The sequence below is a fragment of the Bacillus sp. AR4-2 genome, assembly GCF_008274865.1.
In the GTDB taxonomy this organism is placed as follows: Bacteria; Bacillota; Bacilli; order Bacillales; family Bacillaceae_G; genus Bacillus_A; species Bacillus_A cereus.
Map to the genome: position 1 here is coordinate 150,543 of NZ_CP031063.1, position 14,962 is coordinate 165,504.

The following is a 14,962-nucleotide window of genomic DNA, read 5'->3' on the forward strand; positions in this document are numbered from 1 at the left end:
AATGGCTTATCCTATTAATTTCTCTTATCATTTTGATAAATATTTTTTCGGGTTTTGTAACTATAGGATATGCAGATGAAACAATTAGTAAAGAGGTAGTACAAGCAAAAAAAACGGATGATGTAACGGTTTTACAAGAAAAATCAGATTTGGAAAGCATGGGGCTGACTCCCAATGAGGTAGTTGTTGCAGAAGGTAAAAAAGGTAGTGAATTGTTTGATTTTGAAGCTTTTATTAAGCCTTCAGACATTGTAGATGGTACATCACCTTTTGATTCAAATGATGAAGCGGGTAATGATTCTAGCGCGAATAATGGAATTGTAAGAACATTTGATACAGTAACCTACCCATTAAAAGTGACAATCAACCCGAAAAAACACGATCAGCTCAAAAATATTAAGTTGAAAATTACGGGCACACTGGAAAATGGAATTACAAACAAAAGAGTAAATGCCAAATTTGCTGTTGGTGGTAAGGAAGATTTAGAGAAGGGTGTTGTTTCATTTGATATGGAATACACTTTAAAAGAAACGGGTAACTCTTTAATGATTCCTATTACCGTGGAGGTACAAGGGGCAGAACATGGGACTAAGTTAAAACCAAATATTAAGATTCAAGTCATGAGTTTAGAAGATAAGGATATTTCAAACGAAAAAATAGAACAATCATTCGAAAACATTAGTTCAGTGACTACGTCAGGGAAGGTTAATGTTAAAGCGCGTATTACGGATAGTTATGTTGGAACAGGTGTAAGCAAGTTATGGTATTCGGGTTACAATCCCAATGCAGAAAAAGGTGATAAATCTCAAATTTTCCCGGTAACTTTAGACTTCTATATAAATAATTTGCCTAATCATGGAGATTTGCGTGGTGCAACATTTCCTAGTGGTAAAATCAATTACCATTTTGATTTTAGTGGGAAAGTAACTTGGGACACAGAAGGATTAGGAGAAGAAAGTCTAGATTTTGAGGGGAAAGATACACCTATAAAAATATTTAACTATCAATCTGTTGATGATGTAATAAAAAAAATACCTCAAAAAAACACTGAGAGCTTAGACTTAGGTATGACCGACTATCAAGATACGAGATCTCTCCATTCAAGTACAGCAAAATCCTATATTCCTAAGGGAAAGTGGGGTTCTAGTGATATTGATAATTTTACAATTAACAGTGTATGGGATAGTGGTGTAACTCTAATAACAAAACCTGAGATTAAAAAAAATAATGTGACTTATGAGGGAAGTGTTAGTGATTATATCATTGGTTCGACATTTCCAATAATGCGATCAAATTCTAGTACTATAGCTTCTTTTGGGAAAAATGATAGAGCTTTTTCAATTACTCGATTTCTAATTCATACACCAAATGAATATTATCCTTTTAGAAAAAACAATATGATCAATAAACCTAATAATGTTTTTTACTATTTAAATGTTACAGTTGATTCTTATGAAGATAGTAATGGGAATGTAATTTCATATAGTACTAAAGCTACAAAGACATTGAATGAGAGAAATAATCCTGCTGGAAATTATTCTATTCAGACTTCAATTCATTCGGTTGAAGGTAAGGAACTTGGCACACCAAATATTGGGTATAGTGTTGTATCTAAAGGGGATCCAACTATAATTCTTGGACAAGATGTTAAAATAGTAGCAGATTTAAATGTTCGGGCAGTTACTGAAGGTGGAACAACTATAATTTATAAGTGGAATACAGATTCGTTTTTTTTAACAAAAGAGTTTGGTGAGAGTGCAATAAAAGAATTTAGAAATCATGGTTATCCGACACCTACAGGGAAATGGATTCATAATGACTTAAAACATACAGGTGCTTATGGTATTCCAAAGAAGGCTGATAATTCATTTGAAGGTTTGACTCAAAAGCAAGTAGATGAATTTGAATGGTATGAAACATATGACGAAGCCATAAAACATGGTGATATTGGTGCTATTAAGCAAGATGTTGATGATGTACTTGGAGATGGTGAAGTATACTCTCGGTATATTCGTTTAAAAGTGAAAACAAAAAAAATCGGAAGTGTTAATGAAAAAGGTACACCAAATATTGTTGTAACTGCGGCGGATATATATCCAACAGCTGATAGGGAAACAAAGTATCATATTCGTGGAGATGGAAAGTATAACAATTACACTGAATATGATGAAAATGGTTATTTGACAAAGATTCAATCACCTGTAGGGGGGACTGTTAACTTTGAAACCTTGGGAATTATAAATGGTGAAGTTAGTAGTGAAGTGAAAACAAATAAAACTACCTATTACAGCTCGGATAACGTAAATATAACTGTAGATAATCTTATTAAAATACCTGAAACAACGGATTTTAATTCTTTAGATGAAAAAGTAGAAATGAAAGTGAAACTTCCCAAAGGTCTTGATTATGTCATTGGGTCCGCTAAATATGGTGATAAAGATATTGAACCAAAAATTGAAAAGCAAGATGATGGAACAAGCTGTTTAATCTGGTACGATACCCTGACAAGGGGGAATACGTCACTAAAAAAAATAAAATTGGATACAAGTATTAACCCTATTTTGCTACCGCAAGGCAATCAAATTGGCTTAACAATTGATAGCACAATTAGTAGCTCGTTGGATACAAGACATGAAAAATTTCGAACAAGCTCCAAAAATATATCAGTTGTAAAAATCGGTATGGTTGGTGTGAGTCAAACGATTGATAAGGTGATGGGTAAACGAAACAGTGATTATAAAATCGGTGTTCAACCATATACCACTATTAAGGATGAAGCACATGTAAAAGCATTAACCTATGTTCCAAGAAATAAAGACGAAAATGGTTCTGCTTTTAGCGGTGTAACTTTTTTAAAACAATTAACACTAGAAAATCCTACTAACAAGAACGTCGAGATATGGTTGAATAATAGATTTATTGAATCGAATAATCCAAACAAGATTGATTTGCAATCAAATGGTTGGTATAGGTATACAGGAGAGCAAGATATATCAAAAGTGGTCTCTATTTTGCTGTATATAAATGATTCGTTAAGTAATAGTGACGTTGTGAAAATGAATCTCCTATTAGGTACATACAACAATGAATTTGGTGATCAATATGTAAGTAAAACAATAGTTAATACTTCAGTTGATTATAAACTATCGCCAGTGTCTAACCAGGTACGATACACCATTGTTGCAGATGCAAATGTGGGTTTGCGAAAAATTAGAATTGATACTGCTCCTGCTGAGAGTGGACTTCCAGTAACCGTAAGGTTAGATAAAGATATTGTGTATGAAGATTCTAATAAAGAGAAACTGAACGTTAACTTATATGACAAGGCTGATAATAAGCTTGTTGGCAGTAAAGTATATACAATTGAGGAATTGCCTGAAGAGATAAAATTCAAAGTAGATTCTAAGTTCCTAAAGAAAAATAATAAGAGAAATTATGAAGTAAGATTTGAAAAAGTAAATAAAGAATCTATTCTTGTCATGAATGGAAAAGAGAAAGTAGATACAGATGGTTATACGTCTTCTGAGGAAACAATTAAGGTGAATGCTACGGAATCTACTGAACTGAAATACAAAGGTGCTATTATGACTGAACGTGAGGTCGGAAAAGAAATGGAAGTTTTTTATGAAACACTTACAATTCCGTTAAAACGGCTGCCTAAGCAAAAAACTGGTTATGGTTTCGAATTAAAGACGGAAATTAGTTATAACAATGAATTGGCAATTCCTAATGATATAAAGGCTGGTGCTTTCGTTGATAAGAAATTAATTGATTCCCATTTAAATTATGAACAAAAAGGGGATAATATCATTGTCCCACTGGAAGAAGTGAAGAAAAACGTTAGCTCAGATAAAACGAACACTGATTTTATCTTTGAATTACCACACATGAATGTAGAACAAAAAACGGGTAAGTTATTTACGGATCAACAAGTAAAAGATAAAGACTCTCGTATAAAGAATGTGTTAAAAGATGGGAAGCGTAAATTATATGCCCCAATTTGGGCGGATTTAGGAGAGTATAATCTCCTTATACATTCTAATCTGCCTATAGGGGCTAATAAGGTGAATTTTGAGGTAACGCAACCACTACAATTATATGCATATATGTATGGTACCATGGGGTCAAAAACGTTGAAGAATGATGAATTATTAATAGAGCCTGTTGATCCTAAAAATCCTTTCTCAAATGGTAAACCTGCTGGGTGGTCTGATGAGGATGTTGCATGGTTAAAGGGAGATAAAAAATCAGGTCAATAGCATCTTTATCGTAGGTTAAAAAGTACTATAGAAAATAATTTTTATTTAGTAAAATCCTTAAAAAGTCTATCGAATTGTTGATAGGCTTTTTATTTTGTGAAAAACAGTAAAGGAGAGAGTGAATTGCTTATAAGAACAAGAAGTCCAACACGTTCTTGTCACTTTAATTAGAGAGGAAGTGAAGAACATTGAATTTGAAGATGTGCTTTACTTTAGGGATTAGTTTAATAGCATTTCTACTGTTTTTTCAAAATCATGCAAGTGCACAAGACATTACAGAAGTTAGTCAAACGGTTGTAGTTGACGATAATACAAAGGTTTCGTCAAAGCATTCGTCTGTCGCACAATTCAAGAAAAAGAAAACATAGGTTTCAACATTCGGAACTTCAGCAATTGAAACAACTAGTAATACAGGAAATATAAAATTTTATTCTTTTAACCGGCAAATCGGTGCTTCTCTAAAAGGAAAACTCGGTATTAAGTATACCAATGTAGGTCGTTATGGTGATAAAGAAGTTGATCTTAAAATTACGATTCTGGATTGGGAGCAATATATCAATCAAAGCGGGAAAATCTCATTTGGTTAAAAAACAATTGCTTTTAGAACCTGTAAATCCTGAGAGTCCATTCCAAAATGGTCAACCTCCTAAATGGACGGATAAAGACATAGAGTGGTTAAAAAGATAGGAAAGGAGTTGAGAAATATATGAATGTCCTAACTTACAGCTCCGCCAAAAAGCAGATAATTTTTATGGCACTATACTTTGTAATTACTGGCATTGTAATTCGTTTAATTGGGTATTCGTTGCAAGGCAGCCTTTCCACCTTTACACAAGCTGGTTTAGGAAATCTACTTTCAGGGAATTTGTCATTAGGGGATCTATTCAATTTTGATTTCAAATTTGACTTTAGTTTTGATTCTAGTCAATTTGATGGATTTAGCTTTAATATGTGGATTGTCTTTATAAAAGATAAAATTCATAGTTTAATAAATGATGTGATGCCGACTACATTAGGAGCAATTAATATGATGATGTTGAGTAAGTACCTAACAGTAGAGCGCGCTATTAAATTAGGAATTCGATTGTATTAAAAACTAATAGGTAGAAAAAGAGACTTAATTTTATAATTAGGTCTCTTTTTTATATAAAAAACAAAAATCGAGAGGATGTTGTAACATGTTAGATCAAAATACGGATCGTAGTTGGTGGATGATTGGTGCAGTTGTAGTAGGGGCTGCTTTAGTAGGAGTTGTATCTGTCGCTTTTCCTGACTTAACTAACTCAGTAATTGATGTGTTTAAAACAAAGCTGTCTTCTGTTAAATAGTATACAAGTATCAAATAACATCTAACAAGGGGGAGCGAGTATTCACTCCTCCTTTGTTTGAGAAGGAGTGAAGGAGTTGAAAGACCATCCTTTTATCCTAATAATAATAATCTTGGGTTTTTTCCTAATTTCCATAGGTGGTTATTATTATAGAGAGAATTTTGCTAATGATTCCGTCATGCAAGGAATGACTGAGACAGTTCGAACAAGTGCTATTTCAAATGCGGATAATAGCTCACGTATCCAAAGTGGGGAGCTATTTATTATAAAGAGTGAATTTGAAAAAGATTTTAGAAAACGTATTGAAACAAATAAGCTTGTAAAAATCAGTAAAGACGCGAAATATGAATTTAAGTACTTAGATAATTCAAATGGTTCTACAAAGGCAATTAGAGCTATTATTCATGATGGAGAGAATACGTATCAAGCTACATGCAAGCTAAGTATTAGTCCGTCTGTCGAACCACCTTCATAAGAACATTTGAAAAATAAATTGGAAAGGAGAAGAGTATGTTTAGTAAGGGACAAATGACTAATCGTAGGACAAGAGCTAAAGAGATAAACTTCGATTATAAAAAGTTAGAAACTATAAGAAATGACTTGAAAAATAGATATGCTGAGTTAGTTATTGATGCGCTACTAAAAGAAGAAGCAAGGCAAGAAATTAAGAAAAAAATTAAAAATGAGTATCCAGCTTATTTTATGGATTATGATGAAGACGATGTTGATGGAGTTATTGAATATGTTGTGTCTGAGCTTGTTGGGACGGGCGTTATAGAAAGACTAATTAAAGAACGTCCTGATATTACCGATATATCTTATAACGGTAGTCATTTAATTGTAGAATCGAGTGACTATAAGCGAGTTTATGAAGATCATGAACATCAAATTACAGAACAATATATAACAAGGCTAATTCAGAAATTTGCTCATGCAGTAGGAAAAGAGTTTACTCCAAAAAATCCTATTTTCGATGGTGTTTATGGTTCAATTCGTATTAATGCGGTACATAAACAGAATACGACTGGTAATTCTACTATGTCATTGAGGATTGTTCGACCTAATTTAGTGCTAAATGAATCAAACTTTGAGACATTTGCACCTCAATTCATATATGACTTTTTTAAAGTAGTAATGGCAAGTCGGAATAATGTCTTAATTTCAGGTGAAACAGGAACCGGAAAAACAGAGTTATTAAAGTTGTTATTTTCTATGGTTCAATTTGAACACAAGGCAATCATGATTGAAGACGTTCCAGAGACACATGTTAAATCTTTGTTTCCTGACAAGGATGTATTTAGCTGGCTAACTGGAAATGGAGTTACTGTAACAGATGAAATTATAGCTGCTCTTCGTAATAATCCACGTTGGATTATGATTTCTGAGCTTCGTGGGAAAGAAACATATGAAATGATTCAAGCAGTATTATCAGGACACCATGTAGTGACTTCCCTACACTCAGTAGATGCAGAAACATCACCGAAAAGGCTTGTGAATATGTCCAAAATTGGGTATCAGGTAGATGAAAAATCACTTGAAGAGGATATTATGCGTTATTTTAATTTTGGTTTCCATATTAAACGTGTGGTTGTAAAAGCAACCGATAAAAATGGAAATCCAATTAAACGGGTTATCCGTTATTTAGCGAAAATAGTGGAGTATTCAGTTGAGGGATGCCAAATGGTATTTGAACAAAAATACCGACACGGCAAATTCACTTTTTCTACAGGAGCATTATCAGAAGAATTTTATGACAAACTAGCGGAAATAGATTTAAGCTATGAACTTCCTAATTATACAGATGAAATAGCATTTAAGAAAAATTTAGTCATAAGTAGATAAAGGATAAAAAATTGTAGAGAGGAGGTATGAAGTATGAAAATCTCTACTTTTAATGCGAAAACAAAGAAAAAGAAATTTGTAAATGCAGAAGAAATTAATGCGTTTAAGGCGGCATATGGAAAGCCTTTAGCTAAAAAGGATTATGTTAGACATGCTGCAATTCCAGGGCTCGTAGCGGGGGTATTTTCTTTTCTCTTATTGTATATATGGTGGTTGTCCCTGATTTTAGGATGTATTGGGGCACTATATGGATTAAAAGTGTTAATGCCCAAGATTATTAAAAGGGCATATGAACGCGATTCTTTCAGGGAAAGAAATAAGTTTGTAAATAATATGACTTCACTTTTAGCGAATGATAGTCAAACGTTGCTAACCTCCTTAGGAAGAGCGAGTGATCGTTCTCAAGGGGAATTAAGAGAAGACTTAAAAATATTAATAGCAAGCTTAATGGGGGCGGATCAAGAACAGGTCATTCAAGCTTTTAAGCAATTGTCTAATAAATATCGTGAGGATATTATATTTGACCAGTATTTAGAACAACTTGAAACCTGTGTGATAGAGGGGAGAACAAACCTGGATACATTGAAAGACATTAAATCGTACCACAATGAAATAAAAGAAAAAAAGGACGATTATGAACGTAAAAAAGAGGGGCATCTAAAAGATATGAAAATGCTTTGTGGAGTAATAGTTGTATTTGTGTTAGCTATCACTTTTTCTTTTAGTTTTGATACCTATATTACTGCATTTGCAAAACATCCTATTGGTTGGATTACAGGCGGTATTTACATGACATTAATGTTTTTCTTTTTTAAATCCTTTACTACATACCTTTTTGATGATTCGATAATGGAGGTCAAAACATGAGGGTAGTAGCAGCTAAAGATCTTAAAAAAAACCGTTATAATCGAATGTTGGCAGAAGAAGATTTATACAGCATGCTGGAAGAAATGGGGAATACCAAAAGAATGATTGATAAATTTCAAAAAAGGCGGATGATACAAACTGCCTTGGCGGGATTTTTCGGATTGTTATTAGGATTATTTCTTTCAAAATGGTGTTACTTATTGGCAATTGGGTTGCCTTTTTTCCTTTATCGCTCTAAGTATACGCATGTTATTAAAGTATACAATGCATTTAAATTTGAAAGGCATCTAAACTTTTCAAAGTTTACAAGGCTATTGATACCTTATTTAAAAGAGGCAGACGGATCTGTTAGCTTATACCAAGTTTTTCGGAAGATACTTAATCGGATGGAAAATCCGGTGGATAAGAATTCATTAGCTAGGTTAATGTCTGAAATGACAGATAAGCCAAATGACATCCAACCATTCACTGACTATGCTATGCGTTCAAGTGGAAGTGATATGTCAATTAATATCATGCAAACCATATATGATTTCCAGCAAAACTCTAGTGATACCAATGTAATTAATGAGCTAGGGCAAATGGCAAGTACTGAATTACAAAGATCAATTGACGAAATTATTGCTTTTAAGTTGAAACGTTTTAATTTCTTTCCTACCAAAATTGTAATGAGTTCTTTCATACTAGTAGTGGGGTTTGCTGCTGCTGTATTAGTGTATCACTTATCATCAATTAATCTCTCATAAACAATGCAGTAAGGAGGAAAAATGAAAAGTGAGTAGGTGTAAGGCATGTTAGATAGTTCAATTATGTTGATTGTAAAGTGGTTTGTGGGGCTAATGTTGATCATGATGATGGTTGCAGTAGCTCTTTTTTGTATTCAATTAAGTAATGTGAATTCATATAAACAACAAGTCAACTATCAAATTGAAAGACATGGTGGATTAACAAAAGAGGCAACTGCCAATTTAAAAGATTACAGTGAAAAGCAGTATCAAGGGGCTTTAACCGTCAAAAGTGACCAATTAAATAAAAAAGTGAATTTTGGTGACGTAGTGGATTATCAGGTTGTAGCAAACTTGAAAATCATTCTTTTCAACTTGCCCAATGTAGAGATGGAGTTTCACGGATCGGCAATTTCGCAAGTCCGCTAGAGAGAAGGTGGTTGAGAAATGCTTGAAAACAATGTGTTTCGCTTAATGATTCTTATGGGTGGCATAATCGCGCTTATAGCAATCATAACGATTTGTTCAGACGGAATCCCTGAAGTTGAAGATGTATTCCGGCATTTCATCTCTCATAAAAATACAAGATATTAAATGTAGGCTGCAGTGATATAGGATCAGTTTAAATATGAAGTAAAAGAAATACTTTTTGTTGAAATATACTGTGACTATTTTTTTGAAAAAAAGGTTAACAATTATGAAGGATATTCATAATTGCTCATCTATAAGAATTACTTAACGTTACTAACGGGGGGAAAATCCTGTTTAGAATAACCATCTACGACTTCGATCTTGGCTAACGTTATTAAAGAGAAATTTAACAAGCTATTAGCAAGTCGATTAGATGCATAAATTAAATCTAAATTAAAATTAAGAAAGAGGTACTTAATAATGAATTTACCAAAATTAAATCTACTTGAATCAGCAAAAAGCTCTTTGCAAACATTAGTTTATAATGATTTTTTTGAAAAGGTTAGTGGTGCTTTAGCGAATTGGACTGGAAAATTACAAGGAATTGGTTTAGCAGTTATTGTATTCTGTGTATGTATCATTGGTTTCATGTTCATGTTCGGTGAAGGGCCAAGCCGTACAGCAAAGAAATGGCTACTGTACATTGTTGTTGGTGGCGTTCTATTATGGGGAGCAGGAGCACTAGGAAGTACTGTTAAAGACGTTACATCTACATTCTAAGATTAATAAAGGCAGAAAAGGAGCTTACTATTTTGTAAGCTCCTTTTTTATTTTACATAGAAAAAGAATTATATACATGGAATGAGGGTAAAACAATGTATATTGTTGAATTTTTACAGAAGGAACAATCTAAATCTTTTAAAAAATTTCTTAAAAAGAATAAAGTTAGTAACGGTAAGCAATTAGGCTTATTGGAGACTGAAAATTTAATTCAAAGATATGTTGAACAAAATCAACAATCAGATCAAGTACTGTTGTTGCTCCAAGATTTTGAGAATGAAAAAGCTTATGAATTTGAATTACCTATAGGAGTAGGAGAAAAATTTTCTTTACTCACTGCCATTTCAAGAGATTTAGAGAATGGAACCGATTTTGATTTGGGTATGGAAATCAAACAAGGAATTTATGCAAGTTATAAATCGGAGAGGGAGAAAGATTCTGCAGAAAGTGAAAGAGTAGAAGTAAAGAAGCAAAAAGGTGGCCTATTTGCAAAATTATTTAGCAAGAAGGAGAAGGCATCTGCTCCTAATGAGAAAGAAAAAGCTTTATCCAATTATGATTTAGAAGAAAATTTTGAAGAGCAAATAAAGTTTTCTGATATGGATCCATTACAAGATTTCAAAGAAATGTCTTCTGAGGAATTAGATCAAAGTAATGCTAATATGTTTGATTCTGTTGATATTGAGGGATTAGAAAGAGAGGTAATAACTTTAGAAAAAGAGGGAGATCCGTTCGCCATTGATGAGGAGTTTGAAAAAAGTGCTTCTGAAGATATGTTAGCTGATATTTCAACAGAAGATTGGCTGGATCATGCATCGGAAGAAGCTCCTATAGATGATATTGAAAAGGAAATTCTTTATCCAGAATTAGAAAACAGTGTTGTAGCAAAAGAGGAAGAAGCTAACATAATTTTAAATACAAAAGAAGTAATTTTTCCTGAATATGATAGCTTTGTAGATTTAAGTGAAGTTAAGGAAAAACAGGAACGATACCATACACGTTTCTCAATAACTCATTTATTGGGCTTGTTAGGTATTGATGAAGAACCACCTAAGACAGCTTTAGAAATTCGTAAGCTACAATATGCAAAAAATGTATTAAGTGGTAAACAGTTTTTACTGATCCAGGATGGATATTATCAAGATGTAAATAACTTATTAGATGAAATTCGTTTATATTTGGAACAGGATTATAGAACGACGATGTTAAGGGATTACTCTACAGAAGCAGAAATAGCTTTAAGAGATACTTTTGAAGGAAATATGCAAAGCTTATTGGATGAGTACAAAAACTTTGAAAGTAAAGAACAGTATGAGATTGAAGGAAAGTTACAAGCGTTACGTGAAAAACAAGAATTGGAATTAGAAGCTTTTAAAATAGGACAAGAAACAAAATTTAAGGAGTATCAACTAGAATTAGAGGAACGAAAAATGAATCTGGTAAATGCTCATGAAGAAAAATTGATGGAGGAAAATGAAGTAGTCCAAAAACAGAAAATGGAAGAAAAGATACATAACCTAAAATTGGATGCGAAAAAGGAATTGATTGACAAAAAGAATGAAGCATTATCGCACTTCGCTAATACAATAGAAGATTTAATGAATATGGCATTTAAGGAACAGCAAGAAGAATTATCGCGACTTCAAGGGGAGATAGAAAATTTAATTCCTATATGGGCACAAGAAATTGAAGCAGAGCGTAATAGTGAACACGAGAAGCAGCGACAAGAAATTGAAAGAGAAAGACTGGAATTAGAAAAACAAGCTCTACATCTACAAATGAGAAGCCAAGAGGGAGTGGAAAAGAAAGATAAAGAAAGAATTCGTGAACTTCAAAATATAATAGAAGATTTAACAGACAAGTTACAAAAATCATATAATACTGGGATGGGTCAACACCCTCAACCACAAATGTATCAACAGCCGGTATATATGTACCAACAGCCAGTGTATCAACAACCAATGCAACCGATGCAACCACAGTCTGCAGCACAACAACCAATGATGCAACAAACACCGCAACCACAACAGCCAGTTCGTAAAGGTATTCTAAGCTGGTTATTAGGATCTAAATAAAAGGTAGATTGAGTGAGGAATAAGATGATGAAAAAAATTCGAAAATTCTCATTGAAGCGAAAAGGGTATCTTCATCATAATTATAAAATTGATGGTGAAGATCTGCCTACTGAACAAAAAAGAATTAATAAAAAAGCACTAGCGGTTTCGATTGTTGCGGTGCTTTTTCCTTTGTTTTTTGTGAACTTTTTAGTAGGGGCGTATCAGAGAATTATAAATGATATATCAAAAACAGTAGAAAAACCGACTATTTTTGATGTTTGGGGGGCGGATTGGAATAAGAGTATTTCTGCGGAAAATGCTATCTCTTTTGTACTTCCAACAAATATATATGTCTTTTTTGTATTGATTCTTATATTGATTGGTTTTTTGGTGTATTCAAAATTTAATTATCGAAGTGATAAGAATGTAGCTTACGGTCAAAAGGGGGATAGTCGATTTACAACTATTGAAGAAATTCAAGAACAGTATCCAGCAGTTCCTGATAAAAATGAATCCTTTGAAGGCTATGGAGGTGTACCTGTTTCACATTTTAAGGATAAATATTATATCGATACAGATACAGTTAATACAGCCATTTTAGGGGTTTCTCGTTCGGGTAAAGGGGAAACGATTGTCGTTCCAATGATTGATAATTTGAGTAGAGCAAAAAATCAATCAAGTATGGTAATAAATGATCCGAAGGGGGAACTATATAGTGCCTCTAAAGATACGTTAGAAAAGCGTGGGTATGATGTACAGGTACTTAACATTTTAGATCCATTGCAGGGAATGTCTTATAATCCCTTGCAATTAGTCATTGATGCTTGGGTAAATGGGGATGATCAAGAAGCAGCTAAACGTGCAAATACATTGACTTTCTCTTTGTATAACAAACCTGATGCGGGGGAGAATGAATTTTTTAACACTTCTGCACAAAATGCAATTAATGGAATTATTCTAGCTGTCGTGGAGTATTGTGTGAAGAATAATTGCATTGAAAAAATTACAATGCACAATGTATCTCAAATGCTCAATGAATTAGGGACATTTTATTATAAGGAAGATCCTGATGATTTTACAGAAAAAAACGCTTTGGATGAGTACTTTAAAAGCATGCCACAAGGAAATATTGCAAAGATGCAGTACGGTTCAACTAGCTTTGCTGGTGAAAAAGCGAAGGGGTCTATTCTTGCAACCGCCAATCAGGGGTTACAAACTTTTGCTGATAAGATGTTTGCAAAAATGACATCGAAATCTAGCTTAGATTTAAAACAAGTAGGTTTCCCTAAAAATCTATTTTTTCAGTTGGATGAAAAATTTCTAAATAAGCGTGTAACAGTCTCATTTCATAAAAATAATCGAGAAAAGACAGAAATAGGAAGTTACAAAATTAAGGTCAAAGCTTTGGGGATGTGTAATATGAATTTTGATGAATCCTTAGAAGATGGAGATCTATTACTTATTCGTTTTCAAGATGAGGAAGATCCGAAAAAGAGATATAGATTATTGTATAGTTTACAGTTTGAAAAAATGTTAGATGAAAAAGGAAGAGTTGTTTATCAGAAAAAAGAGGGGTGTGAACATAAACCTGAACATCAACGTCAAGTTACGCTGAATTTAAAGGCTAATACTTTTCCTTTAAAGCCAAAAGCAAAATTATCGTATTCCGATAAGCCTACAGCGGTATTTATGATAGTACCTGACTATGACAAGTCAAATCATGCTTTAGCGAGTATTTTTATTAAACAGTTATACACGGAATTATCAACAAATTGTAACGATACAAAAGGTAAAAAATGTTTTAGACGAGTACATTTTCTGTTAGATGAGTTTGGTAATATGCCACCAATTGATGATATGGGTGGCGTATTAACAGTTTGTGCAGGGCGTAATATGTTATTTAATTTAGTGATTCAATCTTATTCACAAATTGAAAAACTATATGATAAACAGGCGAAAGAAATTAAACAAAACTGTCAAAATCATATATATATTATGTCAACTGATCCTGAAACAATAGAAGAAATTTCAAAACGTGCGGGACACAAGACTGTTATCGGGAAGTCTTCTAATGAAAGTTATTTGGATGTAGATAACAAAGTAACTAAAAGTGCAGACCAACAACGTATCATTTTTCCGGATAGGCTATCACAATTTTTGGAGGGAGAAACATTAGTTATCCGCGCACTACACAGACAAGATAAAAATAGAAAAAAAGTAAGACCATACCCCATTTTAAATACAAAAGAAACAGCTATGCCTTATCGTTGGCAATTTTTAGGTGAATTATTTGATACCTCAAATGACCTAAATGAAATTGATATACCTTCCTTACATATAGGACTGGATTTAAAAGATCTGTATTTGAACTTCTTGGATTTTATTGTAAATAATGATGCGAGAAACCAATATGCCAGTAAACAAAAGATAGGGTTTATAGCAGAACCAGAACAAACAATTGATGAAGTGATTAAATCATTAATTGTTTGTGTAAAGGAAAAGAAAAATGTAGAAGATCCAGTAGAAATTCGTAATCGTCTGGTAGTGATGTTATTGAAATATGCAAAAGATAGTGTGGTTCCTAAGAAAGAAGAGGTTCAAATTTTATTAGAAGAATCAGCAAATCAAAACATAAAGAGATATCTAAAAAAATTATTAAAACAGTTATAAATATAAGATTATTTTTATATATG

The 14,962-nt window shown here is 32.9% G+C and carries 13 protein-coding genes; all 13 read left to right on the plus strand.

Annotated elements, in window-relative coordinates:
- The first annotated feature begins 8 nt into the window (after positions 1 to 8).
- The 13 genes from DN399_RS27770 to DN399_RS27820 all read left to right on the plus strand — a co-directional run bounded on the left by DN399_RS27770 (position 9) and on the right by DN399_RS27820 (position 14,939).
- Positions 9 to 4,259, plus strand: a complete 4,251-nt coding sequence (locus DN399_RS27770; RefSeq protein ID WP_481747810.1) for a fusion protein (includes pXO2-28-29-30) — start codon at positions 9 to 11, stop codon at positions 4,257 to 4,259.
- Between the two features lie 188 nt (positions 4,260 to 4,447).
- Complete coding sequence (locus tag DN399_RS28560) at positions 4,448 to 4,627, plus strand: hypothetical protein (RefSeq protein WP_255478136.1); 180 nt, start codon at positions 4,448 to 4,450, stop codon at positions 4,625 to 4,627.
- Between the two features lie 338 nt (positions 4,628 to 4,965).
- Positions 4,966 to 5,352, plus strand: coding sequence for a hypothetical protein (locus tag DN399_RS27780; protein WP_001101891.1), 387 nt, complete (start codon positions 4,966 to 4,968; stop codon positions 5,350 to 5,352).
- 85 nt (positions 5,353 to 5,437) lie between these two features.
- On the plus strand, positions 5,438 to 5,587 hold the full coding sequence (locus DN399_RS28240; protein WP_000886830.1) for a hypothetical protein: 150 nt from the start codon (positions 5,438 to 5,440) through the stop codon (positions 5,585 to 5,587).
- A 76-nt stretch (positions 5,588 to 5,663) separates the two neighbouring features.
- Entirely contained in the window at positions 5,664 to 6,062 is a 399-nt protein-coding gene (locus tag DN399_RS27785) for a hypothetical protein (protein WP_000651503.1), read from the plus strand.
- Positions 6,063 to 6,097: 35 nt separating this feature from the next.
- Positions 6,098 to 7,429 carry an ATPase, T2SS/T4P/T4SS family gene (locus tag DN399_RS27790; RefSeq protein WP_149150195.1) on the plus strand — a complete coding sequence of 444 codons (1,332 nt, stop codon included), beginning with the start codon at positions 6,098 to 6,100 and terminating at the stop codon, positions 7,427 to 7,429.
- A 33-nt stretch (positions 7,430 to 7,462) separates the two neighbouring features.
- Positions 7,463 to 8,296 (plus strand): hypothetical protein, encoded by an 834-nt coding sequence (locus DN399_RS27795; RefSeq protein WP_000704104.1) that lies wholly within the window; start codon positions 7,463 to 7,465, stop codon positions 8,294 to 8,296.
- Positions 8,293 to 9,042 (plus strand): hypothetical protein, encoded by a 750-nt coding sequence (locus tag DN399_RS27800; RefSeq protein WP_001266822.1) that lies wholly within the window; start codon positions 8,293 to 8,295, stop codon positions 9,040 to 9,042. Before DN399_RS27795 ends, DN399_RS27800 begins: the two co-directional genes overlap by 4 nt.
- A gap of 45 nt (positions 9,043 to 9,087) precedes the next feature.
- Positions 9,088 to 9,450 (plus strand): hypothetical protein, encoded by a 363-nt coding sequence (locus tag DN399_RS27805; protein WP_000887441.1) that lies wholly within the window; start codon positions 9,088 to 9,090, stop codon positions 9,448 to 9,450.
- 18 nt (positions 9,451 to 9,468) lie between these two features.
- Positions 9,469 to 9,615: a hypothetical protein gene (locus tag DN399_RS28245; protein WP_000892400.1), complete on the plus strand. Its 147-nt coding sequence runs from the start codon at positions 9,469 to 9,471 to the stop codon at positions 9,613 to 9,615.
- 297 nt (positions 9,616 to 9,912) lie between these two features.
- On the plus strand, positions 9,913 to 10,212 hold the full coding sequence (locus DN399_RS27810; RefSeq protein ID WP_001052930.1) for a TrbC/VirB2 family protein: 300 nt from the start codon (positions 9,913 to 9,915) through the stop codon (positions 10,210 to 10,212).
- Positions 10,213 to 10,307: 95 nt separating this feature from the next.
- A complete protein-coding gene (locus tag DN399_RS27815; protein WP_000276034.1) occupies positions 10,308 to 12,287 on the plus strand; it encodes a hypothetical protein in 1,980 nt (659 codons plus the stop codon).
- A gap of 27 nt (positions 12,288 to 12,314) precedes the next feature.
- On the plus strand, positions 12,315 to 14,939 hold the full coding sequence (locus tag DN399_RS27820) for a VirD4-like conjugal transfer protein, CD1115 family (RefSeq protein WP_481747811.1): 2,625 nt from the start codon (positions 12,315 to 12,317) through the stop codon (positions 14,937 to 14,939).
- Positions 14,940 to 14,962: the final 23 nt, after the last annotated feature.